The sequence below is a fragment of the Bacillus sp. N6 genome, from assembly GCF_052805735.1.
The window spans coordinates 3055405-3082258 of record NZ_CM127843.1 but is presented as its reverse complement, the minus strand read 5'-3'; the positions used below and the strand labels follow the sequence as shown (position 1 = coordinate 3082258).

Below are 26854 nucleotides of genomic sequence, written 5' to 3'. Positions count from 1 at the left end.
TTTTACATCAAATTAGTACTGATTAGTACTAAAAAGGAGATCTTATATGAGAACACTATTTTTAATTGGTGGAACAGGCTTTATTGGAAAGCAATTAGTGAAAGAATTAGCCAAAGAGGATGTTAAAATTCTTCTTTTAGTGAGGTCGAAAAGTAAAGCAATACGCCTTTTTCAAGAAAGAGGCATCTTAAAAAAGGAAGTTATGCACTTTATTGAAGGTGATTTGACGAAAATAGATTTAGGTCTAAGTGCTGAAGATAAGGAGAGGGTATTGAAAACGGATGTGATTATTCACGCAGGAGGCCCCATGGATATTCAAGCGACAAGTAAAGAGGCAGCTTCCGTATTTTTAAATGGTGCCAAACATATTAGTGAATTAGCTAAAAGTATTCATCAATTGAAGGGCTTGCAACAATTTATTCATGTTGTAGGTTATATGAGTCCCTTTGATGATAAAAATAGCAAGATTGCAATTGATGTGTTTAAAGAAGGAAACAATTATTTGAAAATAAAAAATCCATATGAGAGAACAAAATTTTTAGCAGATCTTTATATCCGTCACCAGGCAGCGGCAGTAGGTTATCCGCTTTCTGTAATTAATCCGCCAACTGTAGTCGGTAGTAGTAAAACAGGGAGTACAGAGCAGATAGCAGGATTAGGTTTGCTTGTGATGAGTATGCGAAGAGGGCTCATGCCAGTGATTCCTGGAGGTAAGGGATATAGGTTACCACTTATTTCAAACGATGAGCTTGCGAAGTTTATTGTGCAGGTTTTCAGATTGGAGCAACCGACTATTCAAACATATACACTTGTTGAAGACAAACAGCACGATCAGAACATTGCTGAATTATTAAGTATTATGTCGGAAAGTATGAATATGAGGGCACCAAAAATCTCTGTCCCAATGCCACTTATGAAAGCAATTATGAATAGTGGAGGAAGTAAAATAACAAAAATTCCTTCTGATGGACTGAATTTTATTACAAAACGAAAATTTTCAAATGTTTCAGCGAAGAAGATTATGGGAGGAGATTGGTTTAAGGAGACGAATGTAATGAAATTTTTCCCTGCCGTAGTAGCTGATCTGGATTATCGAATGATGTATCAAAATGGCCAACATAATCAATTATTTAAACGAACATTATGCGATAACACTACCCTTTACCAATTACAAGGAGAGGGTAAACCGTTTATATTATTACATGGTTTATTGAGTGATGGAGAGGATTTATTTCCTTTAGCACAAGAGCTTCATGAAAAAACTGGTCAACCTGTATGGATCTTGGATCTTCCAGGTTTGGGACGCTCTCCTTTTAAACTGGAGAAAAATCTTCTAGATATCTATTTGAATGTAGTGAAAAAATTATTGGAGAAAGCTACGAATGGTGCACATCTAATTGGCCATTCATTCGGTGCGTTTATTCTTCTGGAAGCATTGGTACAAGAGTACATAGATAAGAAGTATTCAATCACTTTACTTCAGCCACCTGTTGTTAAAAAAAATGCTAAATCGCTAAATGTTCCTCAATTTATGAACAAATGGACATTAAAACTGGCAACTACTAATTTGATAGGGCGATATTTATTAAGTAATGGTTTGTTTGAAAGTATGGAGAGCATCCCTGGATATTATATTGAAAAAATAAGAAAAAGTTTTACTTCTCCTAGAATTTTAAATACTACGGTTCAGCTTAACAGTTTACTACTAAAAAATGATCAAGGTGATTTCAATGAAGTAACAAAGTATAATCTTCACATTATTTGGGGGGAGTATGACAGAGGCTATTCTGCTCCATCGCATCTTGGTAAGGTTGATTTTGTTCCATATGGCCATCATTTTCCTCTTAGCCATCCGAGTGAAACGGCAACATTAGTAATAAAAAATAGTAATATTAGCAGATGAGAGTGTGGGATAAATAAAAAGTGTGTAGTAAGATCGTTGTGTCTTTGAAATAAAATCTTACTGTTTGGGGTCCCGCCACATAGCTATCAAGTTAATATTTTAAATTACCCCCATAACGAAAATTTTATATCACTACAACAGTCATTTATGAGAAGTTAGGCCATTTTATTTATTGCTATGCTGTTTTCTTGTGACACAGAGTACAATTATAGGCAACATCTAAAATATTAAAGACTTTCTTTTTTTCATAACAGTGGAACTTTCGCCGTTTTTCTGTAGGAGGATAAACAGGCGAAGCAGGATTACTTGAGTTGAAAGCTCTTGATACAATCCGATATAAGCTTCGTAAATTTCGTGGGTTTGTCCTGGTTATAGCTGGAATGAATTTGACAATTGTTACAGAAAAAAGAACTGACATTCTTACAAATCTGGAAAATTGATAATGGCTGTTTATGAAACTTTCAATATTTATAATTAAAGTTGGTGCTACTTCTTTATTGCATTAGATAGCAATGTAATTTATAATACGTTTAAATGATTAAATTATTAAACGGAAGGTAATGTTAGCGAAATGAACTGTAATGATAAAGTAATGCATATTTTAGAAAATTTAAGACCATGTTTCCAAGGGTTGGGAGATCCAACTCGTCAGCAAATTGTATCGCTTTTAATTGATAAAGATAGCTTGAATGTGACACAAATTGCGGAGCATATTCCCATGTCAAGACCTACTGTATCTCATCATTTGAAAATATTGAAACAATCAGGGTTACTTCGAGTTCAGAAAAAAGGCACTGAAATGTATTATTGTCTTGAATTTTATGAAACAATAAATCTTTTAAAAGAACTTGTTTCTTTAGTTGAAGATGAATGTAAGAATTAGGTACTCATTTATAGTTTAGGGACAGCTTTTGTCCCTTTTTTTAGCGACATTATGTTAAAAGGTTTAAGTTTTTAATCATTTAAACATATGATCTCACACTAATTAAAATGGAGGTTTCAGATGAATAAGAAAACAGTATTAATTGTTGGTGGGTATGGTGTTGTTGGTAGTCAAATTGCTCAAATTTTACATGATCGACATCCTGATTTGGAAATTAGATTAGGAGGAAGAACTTTAGGGAAAGCGTTACCTTTTGAATCAGATAGAGTAAAAATAGTCACTGTAGACAACACATTAGATGATCCGTTAAGAAATTTGGATGATAATTTCACATTAGTTGTTAATGCGGTTAATGACCCGCAAGATAGACTACTTCTATCTGCAGTTCAAAAAAAAATTCCATTGGTTGACATTACTCGTTGGACTGAACGTTTTAAGAGTTCTATTGATCGATTAAAAAATGTTGAGGTCCAATCCCCTGTTGTATTAGCTTCAGGGTGGATGGGAGGGACAGCAGCTCTTTTTGCTAAAATGTATTCAAAAGAACTTCAAGAGGTTACGGTTGATATCAACGCACTATATTCTCTTCAAGACAAAGCGGGACCAAATTCAACAGCATATATGGACCGGTTAACGATTCCATTTGAAGTCAAAGCTCGAGAGGGAATGCGACAGGCTTATCCAATGACTGATCCAATCAAAGTCCGCTTTCCAAACGGTTATATAACCAAATGTTATCGTTTGGATACTCCTGATCACGTAACCCTGCTAGAATCAATTCATGCTGTTTCGGCTAACTTCCGGATTGCTTTTGATAGTAAAATATCTACATATGGACTGGTTTCTCTGGTGAATACAGGAATTTGGAAACTGATCAGTGGAGAAAAATTTAATGACTTACGAAAAAATATTCTTTATAAACCCGGAAGTGGAAGTGCACATAACATAGTTATTCACCTTAAAGGTTATGATGCTAATGGTGTATTGCATAGACGATGTGTGAACATATCAGATCCGTTAGGACAGACACATCTTACTGCTTTAGGAGCAGCTGTCCAAGCAGAGAATATTTTACAAACATCTGATATTGTGGTTCCGGATGCTAAAATTTACTTTCCGGAAAATTTATTAGATTTGGGTATGAATGCATCTGTAATTTTAGATTTTTATAGGGAATATGGGGTTAATATTACGAAAGAAAATATATAAAAGGTATCGTTCTATTCGTGGTAGTACACATATGGCTATCAAGCAAAGAAGAGCAAATACCCCGAATAACTTAATGGCAGTTTAGTTTAATAAGAACCAATGGTAAAATGATGAGAATTAATTATGCTATGGGGCTGGTCAGTTGTAATTTTATAAAGGAGTTGTGAAAAGTTGAAATATCGCAAAGCAAATATCGATGATATTGATAAATTGGTCGAGTTAAGAAAAAAGCAATTAGTTGATGAGGGGATAGAACCTAATATAGATATTGGTAGAGAACTATATGCTTTCTTTAAAAATAAACTAAGTGAAGGTACTTTAATTCAATGGCTAGTGGAAGATAATGAAGAAACTATAGCTTGTGGTGCAGTAATTTTTTATGAATTTCCACCTTGTTACACCAATAAGACTGGAAAAAAGGCTTATATCACAAATATGTATACTAATGAAAATTATCGTGGGCAAGGAATCGCAACAAAGCTGTTAACTAAATTAGTTGATGAAGTTAAGATTTCAGGTATCTCACAAATATGGCTTGGGGCTTCAAAAATGGGTAGACCAGTGTATAAAAAGTTTGGTTTTATGGAAACTGATGAATTTCTAGAATTAGGGTGTTTGTGCCCATCCACCGAAAAAGGGGAATAAGACAAGATATTCCAATGTGGAAAAGTAACTCTAAAATCAACCTTTATTGTATATTTTGGAGTTACTTGACGTTTACTTTTCTACGGAAAGTTGACACTTTTATCCTATGCCTAAAGGCGGATTGAATTCCTGCATAGGCTTTCCAGTATCACTGAATTTGTAAAGAAAAGTTGTGAACAATTGAAAAAATAATGGTTGAAATAATGAAAGGTGAGAAGGAGTTTATTTCTAATAAGCGAAATATTATATTGTAATGTTTTATCCTAAATTATTTGTAAAGGTGGATACATAATGACAGTAAAGAAGCTTTATTTCCTCCCAGCAGGTCGTTGTATGTTGGATCATTCTTCAGTTAATAGTACACTTACACCGGGTAAACTACTAAACTTACCTGTTTGGTGCTATCTTTTGGACACAGAAGAGGGACTTATTTTAGTAGATACAGGTATGCCAGAAAGTGCTCTTAATAATGAGAATCTTTTTAAAGGTACATTTGTTGAAGGACAAGTTTTACCTAAAATGAATGAGAACGATAGGATCATAAATATTTTAAAGCGTGCCGGATATGAGCCAGATGATCTTCTTTATATCATTAGTTCTCACTTGCATTTTGATCATGCAGGAGGAAATGGCGTTTTTACAAATACACCAATTATTGTACAGCGTGCTGAATATGAGGTAGCACTCCACAGAGAGGAATATTTGAAAGAATGTATATTGCCGAATTTAAACTATAAAATCATTGAAGGGGATTATGAAGTAGTGCCAGGTGTGCAATTAATATATACACCGGGACATACGCCAGGGCATCAGTCATTATTAATTGAGACGGAAAAATCAGGTCCAGTGTTGCTAACTATTGATGCATCATATACGAAAGAAAACTTTGAAAATGAAGTACCGTTTGCTGGATTTGATTCGGATTTAGCTTTATCTTCAATAAAACGTTTAAAAGATGTTGTTAAGAAAGAAAATCCGATTATTTTCTTTGGACATGATATGGAGCAAGAAAAGGGCTGTAAAGTATTCCCAGATTATTTGTGATATAGCATATAAAAAGTCATGGGCTCGTTTGAGGTGCCCCCTGAAAGTTAGCTCATGACTTTTTGTTTTGGGTTGTTATAAAATTCTTAAGTTGATGGGCATGGGGTCCCGCCACATACCCATCAAGCTAAAATTTTATAGTACCCCCCAGAACGGAATTTTGTACTAACCTGTAACAAATTGCTCATTTTTTCGTTTTGAGGTATTTGCATTTCTTAGCTTGATGGTGATGGGGGGTACCCCTACTAGAAAGATTGTCTCCGCGTGAACGTGAAGAACTTGAAAAAATAAAAAAAAGAAGCAATGAAAGAACCACCGGATTTCTTTGAATATATTCAGTCTACCGAAAAAGATAATAAATGATACATAATGCCTCGAATAGAATATTTATCAAATTGATAACATATGTATCCCTTTCTTTTTTTACAGAAATTGTAATATCATAAGTGTATGCATATAGAAGAGGAGGCATAGTTTCTATGAAAAATGTTAAATTTTATGGGTTGATTCTAGCATTCATCTTGCTACTGGCAGCTTGTAGTAGTAATTCCTTTGAAGATTATACATCAAAAGCTGATAAGAACATTAAGGATAAAAAATATAGCGAAGCTATAAAGAATTATCAAGAGGCTTTGAAGTTGAAGGATGATAAGAAGATTAAAAGTAAGTTAGAACAAACCGAAAATTTAAAGAAAGCGCAAGATGCTTTTGATAAACATGAAATCGGGAAAGCTATGAATAATATTCAAAAGGCAAAAAGTGATGAAAATAAAGAATTAACAAAGCAAGCCAATGCATTGCAAGGTGAGATTCAACAAGAATTTTTAGCTACATTTAATAAGTTGAACATGAATGATATTACTGGCGATGTAAAAGAAGCTCGTAAATCTTTAGATGATCTTATGGCTTGGATACAACAATCTGATCTATTAAAATCTCAAAAGGATTTTGTTGATACGTTACCTGAAAAAGAAGCAAATATCTCTAAACTAGAGGAAAGTAAAAAATAAAGAAAAGAGGTTGCCTAAAAGTAACTATGCAGCGACTTTTGGGACAACCTCTTCTTATTGTTGTAGATTTCCGAGAAAATTTAGAATAAAATGAAAATATGGCCATCTACCTATTATTCACTGATGAAAAGAAAAGGGGGTAGCGAAATGCAACTGAAGTATGGGAAGCACATTAATATATTATCTATTGTTTTAACTTTGTTCTCTTTTTCCGTAATTGTAAGTTTCTCTACCTGGTTGAGTGGATATTCAATCCCCAACCTTTCTACAATGCTTAAGGTAACAATGTTGAGTGCATTTATTCTTGGAATTATAGGGTTTAGACAAGAGAAAAGCACACTAGCGATTATAATTATGGGAATATGTGCCTTTGCTCTAGTCGTTCTATATACTTATGCGGTTATAAGTTTTCTTGAGCATTAAACACCATGAAAAAGAAACGAATATTTTTGTTCGTTTCTTTTTCATGGTGTTGGATGATTATTATAAAATAGCTTCTTCTAATGATTGAGTGCTGAATCCAAGAATTGATTTTTGAGTGTTATTTTCATGATCTTTTACAATGATATATGGAACACCCTGTACGTTAAAGGATTAGGGGTACCGCCACATGCCTATCAACCTAACAAAACAGCTTACCCCCAAAACGATAAAAATGAACTTCGGTGTTATAAAAAAACAAAATTCCCGTTTAGGGGATACGATAAAATCTTAGCTTGATGGGTATGTGGTGCTACCCCTAATGTGAAATGGAACAATTGGTTGCCCTTTACTACCAATCTGTTTCATTTCCATTGCAATACCCTATCTTTCTTAATTTAATTGAATATGTTTTCTATTACCCGTTTCAAGCTTTTTCCCATACCTTTTACTGCCCATACTAGTTTAAGGAACACTTTAAAGATAGCATCCCATACGTGTTCATTAATAAAAAATTCATATACTTTCTTTAACCACTCTTTCGGGGATTTACTCTTACGTTTAAACCTTTGCCAATGCGTTTCTTCACTAGTTTTCATAACTATCCCTTCTTTCTTAATCGAATATGCTTTCTATTAGAAGTTTTAACACCTTTCCAATACCCCTAACACTCCTAATTTTAAATTAAATTCATTATATAACAATTTCTAAATTTTTAGTTAATTACCGGTGAGAATTAAGCAAAATTTAAACAAAAACACCTATATTAGGATTCAGTTACAGGTTCCCCCCTATAAAATCAACTATTTGCGCCACCAACTATGGGGTACGCGAATTACTTTGATATTATCTTTGAACGAACAAAATAACTTCTTTCGAAAAACAAATGAACCGATATTAATCAACTTCCAATAACGAATTTTATGTAAATAAGCTGTCCATATGGACAGCTTATTTTTTACTTAACGTGGTTTTTTTCCGAAATGCTGTTGATACCCCATGCCCATCAACTTAAGAAATTAATTGTTCCCCAAAACGAAAAAAGTGAGATGAAATCTCATAAATAACTGTGAAAAGGTAAATTTTTTGTTTTTTGGGGTTCTCGAATTATTAGTTTGATAGATATGGGGTACCGCCACATGCCCATCAAGCTAACTAAATAAATTACTAGGTACGAATTGATCCTTGTTTCAAAACTAGCAAGTGATAAAAAAGTAGGCATGCTAAAGAAGCCTATTAAAACGCGATTTTTTCGCTAGGCAGCTTGTCTATGCTTCACTGTCGTTTTATACACAATCCCTAGAATATCAAAGACGGTCATCTTTTTATACCGATGACATTTACGACCGTTCTTTTTGAGCAGTTGATAAAGGCGATGCAGAATTTTTAAAAGTTCTTCTGTGCCAACGGCTATCGCTTGAAACAGTAATGGAAAGTAATCTTTAATCATATAAATCGCTTTGTATTCACTCAGCTCCTGCTTTTTCTTTTCAAACAGAAACTGACGCATTTGAAACATCGTAGAAGAACAGAGGAGAATGCCGATGAGTTGTCCATATAAATGGCACTCTAGGCGTTCTCTTTTTATATTTTGACATTCATTAATTTCAAAGAATGATTTCCACGTTTTAAACAAAATTTCAATCTGCCAACGAAGTGAATATAATGAATGCACGTAGTTCGTCGGTACTTCTTCTAGTGACGTATTCGTGATATATACATTCATGCACATTAAACGTTTACTTTTATCCTTCATGATAATGCCTTTTTTCTTTTCACGTATCGCTTGGTTTTTCAGACGTGTTTGTGTTTGATCATCGGTTAAACGATGGATAATGACACGTGCTGGAAGTTTCTGATTTTGGCCAATGTATGCCTCGGGGATTTCCATCGTTTCACCAGGGATTAGACCAGACAGCATTTGTGTCATATCAAGCTGGATGTATTCTGTTTGCTTTTTTAACGTACCATTATTGAAGTATTCTGGTTCAGGGTTCTTGATATAAATGCGTGTATTCAACTTCAACCGCGAGATATAGTAAGCCTCTTTATCATGAATGGCTTGTAAGTCTCCTAAATCGAAGTAACCAAGATCACGTAAACACAAATCGCCTGCTTCTACGGTTTTAAGACAGATGGTACCATATGTTTTATCATTATTTTTTCCTGGTCCAAGCTGCACGTTAAGGAATTGGCCATTAAGTAAATCATATTCCAATTGGATTTTCACGCCTGCCTTATTACTACTCCCACCTGAACCTTGATAGTCAGTGGCGAATTGATCAGGCAGTTGAAACACTGTTGCATCTAGAATACGGATACGATTGAAAGTAGAGATTATATGTGCAGAAAGTGAGTGATTTGAACAGAGTTTTTGTGTGAGAAGAGAAGTAAAAACTTCTCGAAGAAATGCGACAGCTGCTGGATTAAAGCGTTGATTCAGTCCTTCTGGACTTATGAGTGTAGCTGTATTTGCATAAAGCTGACTACATAATTGAGTGAGAGAATCACTTGCTACATGTTGACTAATCCAAATACATAAAGCAGCCAAATCGCGTGCGCCATACTTACTTTTACGTTTTACAAATCCTGTCTCCTGTGCGAGTTGTTGAAGAACATATGGAGATAGGTATTGCTGTAGTTCTTCAGCGAATAAATGAAACCCATTTTGAATCGATAGATTCATAAAAGAACGCCATCCTTTCTGTATATTTCTACAAAAAGAATAGCGTTTTTTTCACTTTGTGAATACAAATCCGCTTTAGTTTGATAGAGATGTGGCATGGCTCCTTTATAAACACATTCTACTATTTGTAAAATATTACTTTGACAGACAAAGTAATATTTCGTATTATATACTATAAGAGGTGATATATAATGAGTGTTATATCTACAGACTTAATCCGTGGGCATACGGACATGATCATCTTAAATGTTCTTCGTCAAGGTGATAGTTATGGATATGAAATATACAAAAGGATTATTGAATTAAGTGACAATCAATACGAATTAAAGGAAGCTACTTTATATACAGCTTTTCGTCGATTAGAGAAAGAAGGTCACATCTCTTCCTATTGGGGAGACGAAACTCAAGGGGGAAGACGAAAATATTACCACATAACAGAATCCGGTATAGATTTTTACAAAAATGGTAAAAAAGAGTGGAACATTGCGAAAGAGATTATAGATCGTCTAATTAAAGGAGAGATTACAGATGTTAATGAGAACTAGAAAATTAGATGAAAGAATACAGGATTACATCGATAAACAGTTTATAGATGTAAAAGGAACACAACAACTTTTTGATATGAAGGAAGAATTATTTATAAATCTAAAAGAACGAATTTCAGATATGATTAAAGAGGGTTATACAGAAGAAGACGCATTTAAAAAAGGAGTCATTTCAATCGGGGATTTAAGTGACTTAGTGGAAGAAATGCAATTGTATGGTCAAGATGAAATGAAACAATCTATTGACTCTAAAGAAGCAATGCATATTTCAACAAAAGGATTGATTGGTGGAATATTATTATTTCTTTTTGGGATATTCGCATCCTCAATAGCAACTCATTTACTTGGATCGCAATTGTTTTGGGTTACCTCTTGTCTTTTCACTGTTCCAGGTATGTTGTTGATTATTTATAGTTTATTAATAAAAGAGACACGTAAACGTTATGCAATGAATAAAACTCGTGCTAGACGTCATATTTTAGCAATCGGAACTTTTCTGTATGGTTTGTGTATATCGATTATAGTTTACTCACTTCCACTAGAACTTGTTGCACTAGTCTTATTCATGGTATCTATTTTGATTAGTCTGGCTATCCTTTTACCTCTTCTATTGACTGGAAGAAGTCGCTTAAAAATAGGAGGATATAGGGGATGAATGGATTCAAACGCAAGTCCCTTAGATTTTCCACTATCGGTATAGGTATTGTTTTGGGATTAGGAGGACTAGGACTTTTTCTCACCAATAAAGGTTTAATATCAATTGGTCAAGATAAGATTCATAAACAAGCCGTTAAAAATTCAATCAATTTTAAAGAAGTTGACACGTTTTTGTTGACTACCCATGTACCAGAGGGGCATGAAGCAATTTGGAATCAATTGCAACAGTATGAAAAACAAAAAGATTCTCGTATCAGCATGGTAAGTTTAATAGACACAAGACTTCAACAAACACGAGAAATAAATACAAAAACCTACAGTCCTTTCTTTTATGTATCAAATTATTCAGAAAGCAAAGTTCCTATTAAGGTCACATTATATAAATATCATGAGGTCAAGTATGAAAAGATATTGCAACCAGGTGACATGTTTGCAAGAAACGAACAACTAGGTCGAGGTAACTATAGTCTAATACTAGAATGTATTGGTCAGGGTTATTGTAAAGGTAAAGGAGCTATAACTACTGGAGATATCAATTGGGATTAGGAAGAAACTAAATTACAACCATTAAGCAGTAAGTCAATAACCGGTTCCTTAACGTACAAGGTACCGGTTAATTTGTGTCTAAACGTACAATTTTCCCGAAATAATATGGTAGCCCTATGCCCATCGACTTAAAGATTTTGTAGCACCCCAAAATGAAAAATTCATATTTTCATGGGTGTCCATGAGAATTGAACTCATTTTTTTTGTTTTGGGGTAATTTTGAGTTCTTAAGTTGATGGCAATGGGGTACCGCCAACAAGACGCGAATTTTGTACGCTAAGCCAAAAAACAATAAGCTGTCTACATGGACAGCTTATTTACATTATTCTCGTTATTGGAAGTTACTTTTAACTTTTCCTGATCCGAAAGAGTCAATCTTTGTTTTGTTCTTCTAACAGTTGAATAACCTTATCTAATTTTTGTTCAACTGAATCTTGCTTTTTACGATTGTTAATATTTCGAATTATAAGTATAATTCCCCCGAACATTGCACCGATGATTGCTAAAATAATAGCAACTCCTATGTAATAAATAGAGTTTTCTAAAGGTATTATTTAGAATCTCCTTTTTCCCTATTTTACCCTTTAAAAGGATTGATATATTGTTTGATTTTGGTTGTATATTCTATACATGTCTAGTTAATATGACATCTAATTTTTATAAATTAATATATGTATTATCTTATAAAAAAACTCAACAGGATTTATTCTGATGAGTTTTTTTGTTTATATAATTTATCAATAATTATTCTTTTTTCTCCGGCTGATAGGAAAGAATAACGACACCTGAACTGGTCGTTCTTGTTTCGATCAGTTTTAAAGCCTTTGTATCGTTTCCGTTTTTAAAGAGATGCTTTCCGCTTCCCACGATAACGGGATTGACCATAAAATGATATTCATCAATGAGGTCGTGTTGCATCAATGTTTGTATAAGTTCACCACTACCATAAATTAAAAGGTTCTGACCGGGCTGTTCCTTCAGTTTCGATATTTCTTCTACAATATTGCCCTTGATAAGATTTGCATTCCATTCGGTTTTTTCCAAAGTTGTTGAAGCAACAAATTTAGGCATGCTGTTCATCTTATTAGCAAAACCCTCTTCATCAATCATAGAAGGCCAAGCAGCTGCAAAACCTTGATAAGTTACTCGCCCTAGTAGAAGCGCTTCACTTTCAAACAGTAAATCGGATTGAAACTTTGCTACTTCTTCATTGAAGTATGGAGCAGTCCAAGCTGGTTCCTCCATGACACCATCTAGTGAGAGGTACATTGATACAATTATTTGTCCATTTTGTTCTCCTTTAGTTTTAAATTGAGATTTTTACATATTGGTAACACAATTATTAATTCTTCAGTTAGAGAAATTCTTCTTTTTTAATAGTTTCGACAAAATGTATTTATGTATGTTTCGGAATAACTCAATATATATTAATAACTTCGAAATATTGTATAACAGATAATTTTTATGCATTATTGATTAGCATTGTTTATTGTGCTAACGAATCAGGATAGTGTGGCGACCGACTAAATAGTTGCTTATCCTCATTTATTTAGAAGGGAAGTTCTATCATTTCGCGAATTTATTAGACATAGACGAGTGCTATAATTTTCTATATCTACATAAAGAGGTGACTACGCATGAATCAAAGACCGTCAGAAGTAGAATATGCCGGGAGCTCCGGCGAATATATCCGTTTGGTGCCGGACGGTAACATCATCGACATTCTGCTCGCCCAGGAAAAGCGAATGACCGAGCTCCTGGCATCGTTGACCGAAAGCCAGGCCGCATATCGGTATGCGGAAGGAAAATGGACGCTGAAAGAAGTCGTGGGCCACATTACAGACGCGGAACGCGTCATGACCTACCGCCTGCTCCGGTTCGCAAGAGGGGACCAGACGCCTCTGACCGGTTTCAATCAGGAATTATTCATACCTCCTTTCGGAAGCTGGACAACCGCGCAATTGGCCGAAGACTACCGGGCCGTACGGCAATCAACGGTTACATTACTGCGCGGGCTACCGGCTGAGGCATGGAATCGTAAGGGCACAGCCAACAACCTAAGCATTACGGCGCGCGCCCTCGCGTACGGCGTCGCAGGACACGAACTTCATCACATGGGGGTCATCCGAAATCGGTATTTGAGTTAATCGCCGGCTGAGGCCATTGGAATGGAACTAACACCTCTCATACAATCTTAGATAACGTTCTTATGGGGGTCCCGCCCCACAACCATCTTAGACTATTTTTGAAATTAAAAGCACGTTACTATTCTCTTATGTTAATGAGAAAGGGTGACGTGCTTTTTATGAATATGTACCAAAAACAAGAGTTATCTTTATTTGCGGAAGAGTTATATCGATTTTTCTCATTTGGGGGTATTTGTTTTTCTTAGATTGGTGGTGATGGGGCACTACTCTATAATGATCAAATTAAAATTTAAATAGTTACAGAGACTCCATTACTCGGAAATATTGCAACTATTAAGTTGTAAAAGAACCGTAGTTTTTCATTTTTGAAAAGGCGATGGTCCTTTTTAGTTGTAGCAAAGTTATGATGCGAGGAAGGTTTTTAGATTAATCAAAAAAACTTGATTAATTGTTTGCATAAAGAACTCACCAACGTATATACTATAAATATCAAAAAAAGTTGATGAAGGGAAGTGAACTACAGTGGTACAAGATTTTCAGCTCTATGAGAAAAAGTTTAAAGCGTTGGCGGATCAGAAACGTTTAGAAATCATGTATGAACTTTGTCAGCGAGGCCAAACATGTGTATGTGATTTAACAGAAGTTTTTGAAATGACACAATCTAAGTTGTCCTATCATTTAAAGATTTTATTAGACGCAGGTTTAATTGTAAAAGAAACAAAAGGTACGTGGAGTTATTATGATTTAAATGATGCGGAAGTGAATAATTTATTATCAGAAGAATTGTGCTGTATCTTTAGAAAAACAGGAAAAGGTAGCTGCTGTTAAAATTTTAATTTATTAATCAAAAAAACTTGATTAATGATATATAAAGAGGAGGAATAAGGTATGAGATATGTTCACGTCGGTATAAACGTTACGAATTTAGAGAAGTCTATTGAATTTTACGAAAAGGTATTTGGTGTTTCACCAGTTAAAGTGAAAACGGATTATGCAAAATTTTTATTAGAGACGCCAGAACTTAATTTTACGCTGAACGTACGAGATGAGGTGAATGGAAATCAAGTAAATCATTTCGGTTTCCAAGTGGATACAGCTGAAGAAATTACATTACATAAAGAACGATTAGAAAAAGAAGGTTTCTTTGCGCGTGATGAGATGGATACGACTTGTTGCTATGCAGTACAAGATAAGTTTTGGGTAACGGATCCCGATGGTAATGAGTGGGAGTTCTTTTATACAAAAGCACATAGTGATGTTCATAAAATAGAAGATCCATCTTGTTGCACGACTTCAAATGAGATAGTTAAAAATTCTTGCTGTTAATAGGAGATGGAAAATAAAATGAAACGTTTATCTTTTCTAGACCGATATTTAACACTATGGATCTTTCTAGCGATGGCTGTTGGGATTGGTTTAGGGTTTGTGTTCCCTAGTGTAGTAGACGGACTGAATACATTACAGGTTGGAACGACGTCTATTCCGCTTGCTGTTGGATTAATTATAATGATGTATCCACCGTTAGCGAAAGTTCGCTATGAGGAAATGGGCCGAGTATTTAAAGATGTAAAAGTGTTAGTGCTATCTTTAGTACAAAATTGGATTATTGGTCCGGTACTTATGTTTGTGTTAGCAATTATTTTTCTTCCTGATAAACCAGAATACATGGTTGGTCTCATTATGATTGGGTTAGCACGTTGTATTGCAATGGTAATTGTTTGGAACGATCTTGCTGATGGGGATAAAGAGTATGCGGCAGGTTTAGTTGCTTTTAATTCGGTATTCCAAATGCTCTTTTTCTCAGTTTATGCATACGTATTTGTAACTGTAATTCCAGAATGGTTAGGGATTGAAGGTGCTATTGTCGATATTACAATGATAGAAGTAGCAAAATCAGTATTTATCTATTTGGGAATTCCTTTTATAGCAGGTATGTTGACACGCTTTGTACTAGTTAAGTTAAAAGGAAGACAGTGGTATGAAAAGGTGTTTATACCTAAAATTAGTCCACTTACATTACTTGCATTGCTATTTACGATCATCGTTATGTTCTCTTTAAAAGGGGAGATGATTGTTAGTGTACCACTTGATGTAGTAAGAATAGCGATTCCGTTATTAATCTATTTTATTGTAATGTTTTTCGTTTCTTTCTTTATGGGAAGAAAAATTGGTGCAAACTATCCGGTAACAACAACGTTAGCATTTACAGCAGGTAGTAATAACTTTGAGTTAGCGATTGCGGTAGCGGTTGGTGTGTTTGGTATTCATTCGGGCGCAGCATTCGCAGCTGTCATTGGACCGTTAGTCGAAGTACCTGTCATGATTGCACTTGTAAATGTCGCTTTTTGGTTTAAACGTAAATATTTTAATGATCAATCAACTTAAAAACAAAGGTGGAAAACAACATGGCAAACAAAAAGACAATTTACTTTTTATGCACAGGAAATTCATGCCGAAGCCAAATGGCAGAAGCATGGGGCAAACAATATTTAGGGGATAAGTGGAATGTGTATTCTGCAGGTATTGAAGCACATGGAGTGAATCCAAATGCGATTAAAGCAATGAATGAAGTGAATATCGATATAACAAATCAAACATCAGATATAATTGATGCAAACATTTTAAATAGTGCTGACTTAGTCGTTACACTTTGTAGTCATGCGGATTCTGTTTGTCCATCTACTCCGCCGCATGTGAATCGTGTTCACTGGGGATTTGATGATCCAGCAGGAAAAGAGTGGTCTGAATTTCAACGTGTTCGTGATGAAATTGGTGAACGTATAAAGCGATTTTCTGAAACAGGGGAGTAAATAAGGGAAAGAGCCAATCTTCTATTGCATAGGGGATTGGCTCTTTTTTCTATATATAGTCACTATTGCATTGGCTTAAAACAACTATCTCAACGAATGCAGAATATTATGTGAGAATGATATAGTTAAAATGGTAGTATGCCTCTATTAAATATGTATAAAACAATACTAATCATTAAAAATGAATAAAATTTTGGTCTTTAGAGTAATCGAGATAGTAATCATAAAAGTAGTGTGTAATAAAAAATTTTCAGATGAAAGGAAAAAAGGATGAAACACATAATAAAAGACGTATTAATAAATTATTTTAAAGAAATCCATACACTAATGGTGGAAGAAGAATTACATAATAATAGTTGGAATACAGATTTACACTATAAAATTATGTTGAATGGAAAACTATATTCCGCAAGGTTTATAAATAGCAAGCGAACAATCAATCCTGCCTTTGGGACGTTATTAAACGAACAACTGATAGAGCAAGTGCGGTTTACGTATTATTTACGCAAGCATGGAATTCCTTTTATGCAAATTAATAAGAATACGTCAGGGGAGTCATTTACATTAGTCACTTGTAATGATGAACAGTACCGATTTGTATTGTCTAATTGGATTGAAGGAGAGCATCTTACACACTGCACAGAAGCTATTGCAGAATCGTTTGGAAAGAAGGCAAGAAAGATTCATGATATTTCTAGTACATTTCAAAGCTCGACTTTTCAAAAGAAATCGCATTTGGATGGGTATGTTGAATTTATTAATATGTTAGAAAGTAAGGCAAGCGCATGTAAGGAATTACGGGAGTACATAGATCTTGCTAAATATCATATAGCGTGTGCATATACGAGTAATTTAGAGTTTATCGTACAAACAGATTTAAATCCTTTGAATGTTTTATGGGATTCAAGTCAAAAGGTAAAAGGAATTGTGGATTTTGAATCTATTAGTTATGTTGACCGCATTGAAGGGTTAGCCTTTTTAATAAAGTGGTATTCTCGAACAGAAGGAATACATTCGCATGAAGTATGTTCAATTGTTGCTAGTTCATTTTTAGAAGGATATAAGGCTAATAATATTGTAACCTCAAATGATTATAAAAGACTGTCTTCATTATTATGGTTATCTGGTAGTTTGAATTGGAATTTTGTGAAGAAAACGCTAAGTGTAATAAGTGATGAGAGGAAATTAGAAGAACATTTGGAAGTTTATAGAGTGAGGGGAGAAAGATTATCTTCCTTGTTAATTTGTAGATAACAGTTATTCTCTTAATTGGGGGTTCAAAACAGAAACGATATGAGGTGTTCTAAAAATGAAAATACAAATAGTATTGTTTGATGGATTCGGAGAACTTGTCTCTTTTGCGCCGTTTGAGGTACTCAAAAGAGCAATAGAAGAAGGGGCTCCATTTACGGTTGAATTCGTTTCAAGTGAACAAAAACAAGAAGTTACTACTTCATTTGGAGTTACGGTTAAACTACATGATTTTTTACGAATGGATAACCGTCCAGATTTGTTAATTGTACCTGGTGGTGGCTGGAATCATAAAGCAGAGCATGGGGCACGAAAGCAAGCAGAGCTTGGAACTTTGACTAAAATGATTAGCGAGATGCACAATGCAGGAACAATCGTTGCTGGTGTGTGTACAGGAGGTATGCTATTAGCTGCCTCTGGTATATTGAACGGTCGAAAGGCCACGATGCACTATTTGGCACAGGATGAAATGAGTGAATACGGGGCAGAGCTTTTTCATTACAGAATTGTGGATCAAGGGGATGTTATCACTGCAAGAGGAGTCACTTCAGGAGTTGATTTGGGACTTTGGATCATGGAAAGATTCGCAAGCCCTAAAATTGCGGCTGCCGTTGAATACAGAATGGAATATGAGAGGCGAGGTATTGTTTGGAAGTAATTTGCTTTCTTTTTTATCCTATTTTAAATGGGAGGGGGCTGCCTATAAAAGCCCAATTCATATGTACTAATAATCGGTCGGTATGACAAAACTCCTACTGATTAAAGTTTCATTTTATAATATTTATTTTATTAAAAGTTGATTTGTTAGAAAGGATAATCATTTATTGATATAATGAATGGATGCGTGGCAGGAAATAGATAGAAAGATACTGCTAGTAATTTATACTTAAAATGTAGGGAGATTGAACAGAGTTATGGGGACAGAAAAAGAAATTAGTTCCGCTAAATTAATATGGAAGATGACGCGCCCGCATACATTAACGGCGACGTTTTCTCCTGTAATTTTAGGGACAGTGGCATCACTTTATGTTGCCAAAATTGATTGGCTTTTATTTATTGCGATGATGCTTGCATGTTTAGCGCTGCAAATAGCAACGAACTTATTTAATGAGTACTATGATTTCAAACGTGGATTAGATACCGCTGAATCCGTTGGCATCGGTGGCGGAATTGTCCGTCATGGATTGAAGCCAAAAAATGTGTTAGCAGTTGCGCTTTTATTATATGTCGTAGCAGCTTTTATTGGCATTTATATTTGTATGAATAGTAGTTGGTGGTTAGTCGTTATTGGTTTAATTGGGATGGCAGTTGGCTATTTATATACAGGCGGTCCATTACCAATTGCGTACACTCCGTTTGGAGAATTAGTTTCTGGATTGTTAATGGGAACATGTTTTGTACTCATTGCTTTCTTTATTCAAACGAATACTGTAACGATTGAAAGTGTATTGATTTCCATTCCAATTGGAATTTTAGTAGGTGCAATCAATATGTCAAATAACATCCGAGATATCGAAGAAGATATTAAAGGTGGAAGAAAGACATTAGTAATCCTCCTTGGGAGAGAAAAAGCTGTGGTAACACTAGCGGTAGCCTTTTTCATTGCGTATTTATGGATTGCCGTAATTGTATTAATGGGTTATATAAGCCCTTGGGCATTAGTTATGTTCTTAGGTTTGAGAAAGCCAATTTCTGCGATTCAAAGTTTCCAAAAAGGGGCAAAGGATCCTGGATATATGCGCATCGCAATGAAATCAACAGCGATGACAAATACGATTTTCGGCTTCTTGTTGTCAGCAGGATTATTAATTAGTTATTTGTTTTAAATAACTTAACCCCAATTTCTCGATTTTAATATAGAGAAATTGGGGTTTTATTTTGAGTTTTTTACGTTATAAACTATTAGCATTTGAAATGTATATACCAATAAATTGCAACTTCATCACTTGTCTTATCCAAACCTTTATAAACAAGAAAATCAAACCCACCAATTACAAATCCACATTTTTCATAAAATTTACATGCTGCGACATTATTATTTTGCGTTTCAAGCATGATACCTGGCATATTTCCTTTTTTTGCCCACTGCTTTGCTTGATCAACTAATTTTTTGCCAACTCCGATTGTACGATATTTTTTATCTACCGTTATATCCTCTATGTAAGCATAGTGGTTCCAATTCTTTTTCAATACCATTAATCCAATGATTTGGTTATGTAACAGAGCTATGTAAATGACTTGATTAGGTTTATTTATATATTCATTGTAAGCCAGTTCTTCATTATCATCTTGATTTTGTAAATAACTTTTTTCATAACTTGGAACGTCTTCTACTGTATATTCTATGCGTCTATTTCCTTTGGAAAGAGAAAGAATTAACCGAGCATTCACTATAAAACTGTCATCAATCTCCGGGAGATTATCTAAATCATTTGTTTCTAACTCTCTAATTACAAGGTTCATCGGAGTACCTCCACATAATAATATTTCTTCTAGTTCTTCATTTGGTTCAAATGAATTCCAATTACAAAATTATAATAGAATTTCAATAGTACGGCCATCTCTGTATTTTATCTTTATACCGGTATGCTATTATCTTGATGTGAAAATGTTATTTAGAAAGAGTAGTATTTTTTATTTTGGATGTATATGCAGTTTTCAAATTTAACTGTAGTAGAGAAACAAATATTTTTTTAAAGAGTGGATGTAATAGGCTATTCTTTAACTAATTTCGACATTATCTGCATTTTATCTTCACCTTCCTCTATTAATCTATTTATTGTAAATATCAGCTGAAGTTAATGTTTAGCTGCATAAATAATGAATATGAAAATGAGTAGGGAAAGGATCGAAACATAATGAAAGAATCACAAAATAAGAAAAAAACAAGTGTAGTAACTAAGGCAATACTATCTCTAGGAATTGTTTTAGCAACGACCTTTTTCACGTTCTTTTTAATAGGGAAATGGAACTCTATCCCAGCGAAAGGGGTAGCTAATGAAAGTATTAAGCTAGCTAATACGCAACAACAAGGAAAGAAAGAGGACACATCGCTGGCAAAACAGAAAAGAGCTGATGGAAAACCAGTAGGAAAGGTTGTTTATTTAACATTTGATGACGGTCCTAGCGAATTAACTGGCAAATTTTTAGATGTACTAAAAGAGCAACATGTTGCTTCGACATTTTTTATGCAAGGTAGCAATTTACAGAATACTGGTTTTCAGGAAAATGTAAAACGAGCAGTAAAAGAAGGACATTATATTGGTGCACATAGTATGACACATAATAGTGATAAGCTATACAAAAAAGGACAATTTGTAACGGAGATGAAAGAAACGTTAGCTCTTATTCATAATATTACAGGTACAACTCCTAAACTAGTCCGTCCCCCATACGGATCTGCACCAGGATTAAAGGGGCAGGACATTCGTAACAAAATTGTAGAAGCAGGAATAAAAGTTTGGGATTGGACGATAGATTCAAATGATTGGAAATTAAAAGGTAACCCACAGCAAATTATAGAAAATGTAAAGCGTACAACAACAGAAGATGTGGAAGTAGTTCTAATGCATGAAAAACCACAGACATTACAAGCGCTTCCGGAAATTATTAAATTTTATAAGGAAAAAGGATATGAATTCGGGGTATACAATGAAGCGGATCATTTTCAACTAAACTTCCAGAAAGATCAACGTCTATAGTATCAAATAAATAAATAAATAAATTAAGAGCATGTTCTGATTTATCTTTCTTCAGGACATGCTTTTTTTGCTCGTTTCTATAAGCTTATTACTACCAATTTAACAAAGCATCATTTACAAGTTACTTTATGGATAACTCATTTTAGAATAACTAACTTATAGAAAAAATTGAATAATTTTCATGTGTAAGGAGATTTTAAGAAGGATATAGAGGGGATATTTTCCTGTTGTTTTCTAGATAAATGATTACTTACAAAAAACATTTAGTGGAACTGTTTTTTAAAGCTATTCTGTCAAGATATTATTAACAATTGGGTTCAAAACATAACCACTCGATAAATGGGGTAGTATGATGAAAAAACTTAGTAGAAAGCGTTTGAGAAAAGATATTCAGGAACTTGAGAGTGCAAGTATGCTGCTCCAAAATGATCAAGAGTGCGAACTCAAGCAGAGTGTATCTGCGAATGAAGAAGTTTTGAGACAAGTTTTTGAAAATTGTTCCGATATTGTTTTTCGTCCAATAATCATAGATAGTCAAAATGAAATTCTCTTTATTTATATAGATGGATTAATTGACACTAAAGTTGTGGAACAAGTTGTTTTGAAACCAATGATGTTTGAAGGTCTGCCTAGTGGAGTAAAGAGTGTGGATTCGGTAGGAGAAATTATACAAAATCAGCTAATTGCGGTTTCTCAAGTAAAGACAATCTCTAAAGTTCGTGAGGTTATAGAAGCAGTATTGAAAGCGAATATCGTCATTTTAACAGAAGGAGAGAGTCAAGCTCTAGTCGCTGATTTAAAAGGTTTTGAAAAACGAGGCATTGAAGAGCCGGCTGCCGAGATCTCTGTTCGTGGCCCTCGGGACGGGTTTACGGAAACGATAAGGGTCAATACGAGCCTGATTCGCCGAAGAATTCGAAGCCAAAAACTAAAAATGGAACCTTATTCGATTGGGGAATTGTCACAGACAGATGTGGTAATTGCCTATATTGAGGGAATTGCACCTGATTCGGTTTTGGATGAAGTTCGCCAAAGGGTAAAGCGAATTCAAATTGATGGAGTATTGGAGTCAGCTTTCATTGAAGAGTTTATTGAGGACCAACCCTTTTCGCCCTTTCCACAAATTCAAAATACTGAGCGGCCAGATGCGGTTTGTGCAAGTTTATTAGAGGGAAAAGTCGCCATTTTAGTAGATAACACACCTTTCGTTTTGATTGTTCCTATGACATTTTGGACTGGTCTACAAGCAGCGGAGGATTATTATGAACGCTCCATCTACATAACTTTTGTTCGATGGATACGTTTAATATTAATTAATATTTCATTATTTCTTCCTTCTCTCTATGTTGCTATTACAACCTTTCATCCTAAATTAATTCCGACAAATTTGCTTATTAGTATTGCAGCTGCGCGAGAAGGCATTCCGTTCCCGGCTGTCATAGAAGCGCTAATGATGGAGTTTTTATTTGAAGGCTTGAGGGAAGCGGGGGTTCGGTTACCAAAACCTGTTGGATCAGCAGTTAGTATTGTCGGAGCACTTGTTATCGGGCAAGCTGCTGTGCAAGCAGGTATTATTTCCGCACCTTTGGTCATTGTTGTGGCGACGACTGGTATTGCGTCATTTGCGTTCCCGCGCTACAACTTAGGAACAGCTTACCGGATGTTACGCTTTCCGATGCTGTTATTGGCAGGGATGCTCGGGCTATACGGTGTTGCAATAAGTACCCTTGCGATTTTGATTCATTTAACTAACATTCGTTCTTTTGGCATTCCCTATTTAAGTCCAGTTGCACCACAAACTCCTCGTGATTTAAAGGATGTTTTTCTCCGAACACCTCGTTGGAATATGACCCACCGCCCAATAATGGTATCTGGTGAAGAGAAAGTCCGTTTTCCAGGTGGACAAAAGCCAGATGAGAAACGGGGAGGGGAAACAGAATGAGCCTGCACAAGGCACTCTGTATGATACTGGTCATTTCTTTATGCTTCTTGACGGGATGTTGGGATCGGACAGAATTAAATGATTTGGCAATAGAATTAGGATGGGGACTTGATCAAGCGAAGAATAATAAGATTGAAATTAGTGCTCAGTTTATTATTCCATCAAAAATGGGAATGGGACAGAGCGGAAGAAGTAATGCAGGAAAAGCGTTTTTTACAGAATCGGGAACGGGAAGGGATACACATGAAGCTATACAAATGATGCAAACAAAAATGTCGAGAGAAATTTTTCGAGGGCACCAGCGTGTAATATTGATTGGAGAAAAAATGGCTAAAAGTGGTCTTGCTCCAGTTTTAGATGCATATAGCCGCGATCCTGATATTCGATTACGAGCAGGTGTGTTTGTCATAAAAGGGAATACTGCAAAAGATTTTCTGAAAGCATCCATCCCTTTAGAGTCTATCCCGGCACTTGGGGCACTTAAAGAGCATATGCAAATAGAGGCAGCGGGAGATATGTCTTTATTAAATTTTCTTATTGCTGGTACGAGTGATGGAATCACCCCGATTTTGCCCGTTATTAAACTAAATGTGTCTCATAAAAAAGGTAAAACCGTGGTCAAAGGGTTTCAAATTGTAGGCGGTGCTATATTTAACAACGATTTCAAATTGGTAGGATACTTGAACATGCAGGAATGGTTAACTACTCTTTGGATAGTGAATCGTTTAAGTAAACAGACAGTTACAGCAACGGCCTCTAAAGGAAATGGTAGTGCAAGTTTATATATGACAAAGATCAATAGAAAAATCATACCTACTATACAAGGGGACACAATTAAGTGTGACATTGTTTTTTCTGGTGAAGGAACAATTCAGGAGAACAATACGAATTTAGATCTTTCGCAGCCAAAAAATCTTACTCTTTTAGAACATGTATTGGAAAAACAGTCCGAAAAGGAAGCTCTCCAAACTATTAAAAAGGTTCAAAAACAATACGGAACCGATATCTTTGGATTTGGAGAAGCCATTCATCAAAAATATCCATCCGAATGGAAAGGGTTAAAAAAGAATTGGAGTAAACAATTTCGAAAAGTGGAGGTTTCTGTTCATACACAGCTCACTATTCGGCGAGTAGGACTGACTGGACCACCGTTGCAGTTGAAGAAAAATGAAATGAAAAAATAAGGAGGAATATAGAGTGTGAGAAATTCGATGAAAATATCTGGCAGGCAAATCTTTTGGATGATGTTCACATTTGAAGTGGGACAATCACTCCTTCTAGTTATTCCAGCGACGATTCGTACTGTCAAACAAGATGCGTGGATCTCGATTTTGATTGCAGGAGTGATAGGGGTTGCTCTTACTTTTTTGGCAACTACACTTGGTTCGCTTTATCCGAAACAAACTCTCATTGAATTTAGTCAAACTATTCTTGGTAAATGGCTAGGAAAGCTACTGATGATTCCTTACTTCTTTGGGTGGTACATGATAATTTGGATAACCGTCCGTGAATTTGGTGAGTTCATTATTATCGCTTTGTTTCATAATACACCTTTGTGGGTCATTGTCTTTACTGCGATGTTATTGCTCATTTTTATCATTTACCAAGGAGGGGTGGAAGGTATTGGACGTTTAAGTGAAATCATAGGGCCAATTGTACTTTTAATGATAACGTTTGTAATCATTTTGAATGTTGGCAATATGAATTGGGATTATATGCGGCCTATTTATCACGATTCTGGCTGGCTTCCCATCCTTAAAGGTTCCTATACTCCTGTAGCCGCATTTTTTGGAGAGGCTGTTATGATGATGATGTTCGTTTTCTTTATGGATAAACCAGAGCAAGCGTCATCAAGGGCGATGTTGGGGGTAGGATTAGCCGTTTTCATGGTAACGATCGGAACATTAGCGGTCATTTTAACATTCGGTCCGAATTTGTCTTCAAGTTTTTTGTATCCGGTTTACGATTTGAGCCGATACATATCTGTCATGGAGTTCATTCAAAATGTGGATATTTTGATAGTTATTATTTGGTTTTTTAGTATTTTTGTGAAATTGGCGTTATACATGTTTATCGCTTGTTATGGAACAGCGCAAATATTTCATTTGAAGGATTGGCGAAAAGTAGCGTTAGTTCTTGCTCCTATTTCGTTCATCATAGCTGTGTCAGTTAAAAATATCCAAACGTTTACCCATTATTACTACATATTTTTCGTAATTCCAATTGCATTTCCCGTTTATGAGCTAGGGATTCCTTTACTGTTATTGGTGGTTGGCAAAATTCGAAGGAAATATGCATAAACCCAATCGGTAATATGTTTGGAGGGCAGGTATACTTTTAGTTTTTTGACTAATATAAAAAGAGAAAAATCCTATTCATAAGTGTAGGATTTTTTGTTTGTATATTACGTTACAAGAGTTTCTTTATTTTCTTCGGAATGTCCTTTTTAGAAATGTATGCAACAGAGTTTTTATAGTAAGAGTATTTTGTTTGGGATAGTAAAAAACGTATATTACAATATGAAAATTCACTTTAATATTAAAGGATACATGACAACGATTCCTATAAATTCTTCTCAATAATTGAAAATAAAATCAATCCAGATTATTATATTGTTATTGTAATTATAAATGTAATTACATTTTATTGAAGGAGGATACAAAGATGAAAAACTCAAAAGGCTCTATTGAATCAGAGATAAGCAAAGCAATTACTCACTGGGAAAAGGACTACCTAGGACGCGGGTCTATATCCGTTAAGACAGATATATTACGGGATATGATTATCGTAAATTTACAAGGTATTTTAACGCCGGCTGAATATACGGTTTGCGAAACGAAAGACGGTATGCTAACGATAAAGAAAAATCGTTCGGAGCTAGTTGAATCTGGAATTGAAGATTTGAAAGAGATTATACTAGAATTAACTGAAGAAAAAGTGAAAAGCTTTCATACGGATATAAGCTCCCGCACTGGTGAACGAGTAATGATTTTTAAATTGTTTCATAATCTTGAGGAAAAATTTTAAAAATTAAAACCACCGTAGGGTTAGTGGGAGATAATTAAGAAACCTAAAAGTTTTGCGCTTTATTTAAATTTATTAACATGATAATAATTAAAAACTTGAAATTATTTACGTATACTGAATTTTAATTGGAATAACGCTCAAAAAAACTGATAAATAAATTGACAAACTGCTTAATATAGTTTATCTTATAATTGTTTTAAAAAATTAATAGATGCTTATTTTAACTGTTTGCTATAATTAAGGCTTTAGCATTTTTTTAATATGTAATATTGACTAAATGAAAAAGTTTCTTAATTGAAAGATAGCGCATAACATAAATTGATATATTGATTGCATAATCTAGGAGATCAGAGATATACTGTTATTTTTAATAGGAGTAATACATACATTACTATCCTCTATAAAATGGGAGCTCTTCAAAAAACTTT

28 protein-coding genes and 1 pseudogene are annotated in these 26854 nt (G+C 34.8%); 23 read left to right on the top strand and 6 right to left on the bottom strand.

Going from position 1 to position 26854, the window contains the following annotated elements; genetic code table 11:
* The first annotated feature begins 46 nt into the window (after positions 1–46).
* Positions 47–1903 carry an alpha/beta fold hydrolase gene (locus ACUXVC_RS15865; protein ID WP_098126753.1) on the top strand — a complete coding sequence of 619 codons (1857 nt, stop codon included), beginning with the start codon at positions 47–49 and terminating at the stop codon, positions 1901–1903.
* A 175-nt stretch (positions 1904–2078) separates the two neighbouring features.
* Here the strand turns inward: ACUXVC_RS15865 and ACUXVC_RS15860 are convergent.
* Positions 2079–2227, bottom strand: a pseudogene (locus ACUXVC_RS15860) (IS4 family transposase); the annotation flags it as partial.
* 247 nt (positions 2228–2474) lie between these two features.
* Between ACUXVC_RS15860 and ACUXVC_RS15855 the strand changes: the two are divergent.
* From ACUXVC_RS15855 to ACUXVC_RS15830, 6 genes are all read left to right on the top strand, one after another.
* Positions 2475–2786, top strand: a complete 312-nt coding sequence (locus ACUXVC_RS15855) for an ArsR/SmtB family transcription factor (RefSeq protein WP_050845349.1) — start codon at positions 2475–2477, stop codon at positions 2784–2786.
* A 120-nt stretch (positions 2787–2906) separates the two neighbouring features.
* Positions 2907–3995: a saccharopine dehydrogenase gene (locus tag ACUXVC_RS15850; protein ID WP_144465348.1), complete on the top strand. Its 1089-nt coding sequence runs from the start codon at positions 2907–2909 to the stop codon at positions 3993–3995.
* A gap of 171 nt (positions 3996–4166) precedes the next feature.
* Complete coding sequence (locus tag ACUXVC_RS15845; RefSeq protein WP_075717172.1) at positions 4167–4640, top strand: GNAT family N-acetyltransferase; 474 nt, start codon at positions 4167–4169, stop codon at positions 4638–4640.
* A gap of 291 nt (positions 4641–4931) precedes the next feature.
* Positions 4932–5684: a quorum-quenching N-acyl homoserine lactonase AiiA gene (gene aiiA / locus ACUXVC_RS15840; RefSeq protein WP_098128211.1), complete on the top strand. Its 753-nt coding sequence runs from the start codon at positions 4932–4934 to the stop codon at positions 5682–5684.
* Between the two features lie 479 nt (positions 5685–6163).
* Positions 6164–6694: a hypothetical protein gene (locus tag ACUXVC_RS15835; RefSeq protein WP_226640503.1), complete on the top strand. Its 531-nt coding sequence runs from the start codon at positions 6164–6166 to the stop codon at positions 6692–6694.
* 147 nt (positions 6695–6841) lie between these two features.
* Complete coding sequence (locus tag ACUXVC_RS15830; protein WP_088021911.1) at positions 6842–7117, top strand: hypothetical protein; 276 nt, start codon at positions 6842–6844, stop codon at positions 7115–7117.
* Between the two features lie 395 nt (positions 7118–7512).
* Here the strand turns inward: ACUXVC_RS15830 and ACUXVC_RS15825 are convergent, their stop codons facing one another.
* Positions 7513–7713, bottom strand: a complete 201-nt coding sequence (locus tag ACUXVC_RS15825; protein ID WP_000858032.1) for a hypothetical protein — start codon at positions 7711–7713, stop codon at positions 7513–7515.
* 656 nt (positions 7714–8369) lie between these two features.
* Positions 8370–9800 carry an IS4 family transposase gene (locus ACUXVC_RS15820; protein WP_446025750.1) on the bottom strand — a complete coding sequence of 477 codons (1431 nt, stop codon included), beginning with the start codon at positions 9798–9800 and terminating at the stop codon, positions 8370–8372.
* A gap of 191 nt (positions 9801–9991) precedes the next feature.
* On the opposite strand from ACUXVC_RS15820, the gene ACUXVC_RS15815 reads away from it, so the two are divergent.
* From ACUXVC_RS15815 to ACUXVC_RS15805, 3 genes are read left to right on the top strand one after another with little or no spacing between them, the layout of a single operon-like run.
* Complete coding sequence (locus tag ACUXVC_RS15815; protein ID WP_144465344.1) at positions 9992–10345, top strand: PadR family transcriptional regulator; 354 nt, start codon at positions 9992–9994, stop codon at positions 10343–10345.
* Positions 10329–11000 carry a permease prefix domain 1-containing protein gene (locus ACUXVC_RS15810; protein WP_186313191.1) on the top strand — a complete coding sequence of 224 codons (672 nt, stop codon included), beginning with the start codon at positions 10329–10331 and terminating at the stop codon, positions 10998–11000. Before ACUXVC_RS15815 ends, ACUXVC_RS15810 begins: the two co-directional genes overlap by 17 nt.
* On the top strand, positions 10997–11548 hold the full coding sequence (locus ACUXVC_RS15805; RefSeq protein ID WP_144465343.1) for a hypothetical protein: 552 nt from the start codon (positions 10997–10999) through the stop codon (positions 11546–11548). Before ACUXVC_RS15810 ends, ACUXVC_RS15805 begins: the two co-directional genes overlap by 4 nt.
* Before the next feature lie 371 nt (positions 11549–11919).
* On the opposite strand, the gene ACUXVC_RS15800 is transcribed toward ACUXVC_RS15805, so the two are convergent.
* Together ACUXVC_RS15800 and ACUXVC_RS15795 are read right to left on the bottom strand one after the other, a co-directional pair.
* Positions 11920–12099 carry a DUF4083 family protein gene (locus ACUXVC_RS15800; protein WP_144465358.1) on the bottom strand — a complete coding sequence of 60 codons (180 nt, stop codon included), beginning with the start codon at positions 12097–12099 and terminating at the stop codon, positions 11920–11922.
* Between the two features lie 193 nt (positions 12100–12292).
* A complete protein-coding gene (locus tag ACUXVC_RS15795; protein ID WP_260859134.1) occupies positions 12293–12793 on the bottom strand; it encodes a dihydrofolate reductase family protein in 501 nt (166 codons plus the stop codon).
* Between the two features lie 392 nt (positions 12794–13185).
* Between ACUXVC_RS15795 and ACUXVC_RS15790 the strand changes: the two genes are divergently transcribed.
* From ACUXVC_RS15790 to menA, 8 genes are all read left to right on the top strand, one after another.
* The gene (locus ACUXVC_RS15790; protein ID WP_098128209.1) at positions 13186–13695 is read left to right on the top strand and encodes a DinB family protein; all 510 of its coding nucleotides are present in this window, start codon (positions 13186–13188) and stop codon (positions 13693–13695) included.
* A gap of 522 nt (positions 13696–14217) precedes the next feature.
* Entirely contained in the window at positions 14218–14523 is a 306-nt protein-coding gene (gene arsR, locus ACUXVC_RS15785) for an arsenical resistance operon transcriptional regulator ArsR (protein WP_002182884.1), read from the top strand.
* Positions 14524–14583: 60 nt separating this feature from the next.
* Positions 14584–15021, top strand: a complete 438-nt coding sequence (locus tag ACUXVC_RS15780) for an ArsI/CadI family heavy metal resistance metalloenzyme (protein ID WP_340783345.1) — start codon at positions 14584–14586, stop codon at positions 15019–15021.
* A gap of 18 nt (positions 15022–15039) precedes the next feature.
* A complete protein-coding gene (gene arsB, locus ACUXVC_RS15775; protein ID WP_000826550.1) occupies positions 15040–16080 on the top strand; it encodes an ACR3 family arsenite efflux transporter in 1041 nt (346 codons plus the stop codon).
* 20 nt (positions 16081–16100) lie between these two features.
* Positions 16101–16505, top strand: coding sequence for an arsenate reductase (thioredoxin) (gene arsC, locus ACUXVC_RS15770; protein ID WP_043937137.1), 405 nt, complete (start codon positions 16101–16103; stop codon positions 16503–16505).
* A 270-nt stretch (positions 16506–16775) separates the two neighbouring features.
* Positions 16776–17759 (top strand): aminoglycoside phosphotransferase family protein, encoded by a 984-nt coding sequence (locus tag ACUXVC_RS15765; RefSeq protein ID WP_340783348.1) that lies wholly within the window; start codon positions 16776–16778, stop codon positions 17757–17759.
* Between the two features lie 55 nt (positions 17760–17814).
* Entirely contained in the window at positions 17815–18414 is a 600-nt protein-coding gene (locus ACUXVC_RS15760) for a DJ-1/PfpI family protein (protein WP_340783350.1), read from the top strand.
* A 256-nt stretch (positions 18415–18670) separates the two neighbouring features.
* The gene (gene menA, locus ACUXVC_RS15755; RefSeq protein WP_340783353.1) at positions 18671–19582 is read left to right on the top strand and encodes a 1,4-dihydroxy-2-naphthoate polyprenyltransferase; all 912 of its coding nucleotides are present in this window, start codon (positions 18671–18673) and stop codon (positions 19580–19582) included.
* Positions 19583–19658: 76 nt separating this feature from the next.
* Here the strand turns inward: menA and satA are convergent, their stop codons facing one another.
* Complete coding sequence (gene satA / locus ACUXVC_RS15750; protein WP_001054997.1) at positions 19659–20219, bottom strand: streptothricin N-acetyltransferase SatA; 561 nt, start codon at positions 20217–20219, stop codon at positions 19659–19661.
* A gap of 395 nt (positions 20220–20614) precedes the next feature.
* On the opposite strand from satA, the gene ACUXVC_RS15745 reads away from it, so the two are divergent.
* The 5 genes from ACUXVC_RS15745 to ACUXVC_RS15725 all read left to right on the top strand — a co-directional run bounded on the left by ACUXVC_RS15745 (position 20615) and on the right by ACUXVC_RS15725 (position 26426).
* A complete protein-coding gene (locus tag ACUXVC_RS15745; protein WP_071731960.1) occupies positions 20615–21457 on the top strand; it encodes a polysaccharide deacetylase family protein in 843 nt (280 codons plus the stop codon).
* Positions 21458–21806: 349 nt separating this feature from the next.
* Complete coding sequence (locus tag ACUXVC_RS15740) at positions 21807–23399, top strand: spore germination protein (protein ID WP_446025749.1); 1593 nt, start codon at positions 21807–21809, stop codon at positions 23397–23399.
* Positions 23396–24583: a Ger(x)C family spore germination protein gene (locus tag ACUXVC_RS15735; RefSeq protein ID WP_071740790.1), complete on the top strand. Its 1188-nt coding sequence runs from the start codon at positions 23396–23398 to the stop codon at positions 24581–24583. Before ACUXVC_RS15740 ends, ACUXVC_RS15735 begins: the two co-directional genes overlap by 4 nt.
* Before the next feature lie 27 nt (positions 24584–24610).
* The gene (locus ACUXVC_RS15730) at positions 24611–25699 is read left to right on the top strand and encodes a GerAB/ArcD/ProY family transporter (RefSeq protein ID WP_000703146.1); all 1089 of its coding nucleotides are present in this window, start codon (positions 24611–24613) and stop codon (positions 25697–25699) included.
* 364 nt (positions 25700–26063) lie between these two features.
* Positions 26064–26426 (top strand): DUF2294 domain-containing protein, encoded by a 363-nt coding sequence (locus tag ACUXVC_RS15725; RefSeq protein WP_000798161.1) that lies wholly within the window; start codon positions 26064–26066, stop codon positions 26424–26426.
* Positions 26427–26854 lie beyond the last annotated feature (428 nt).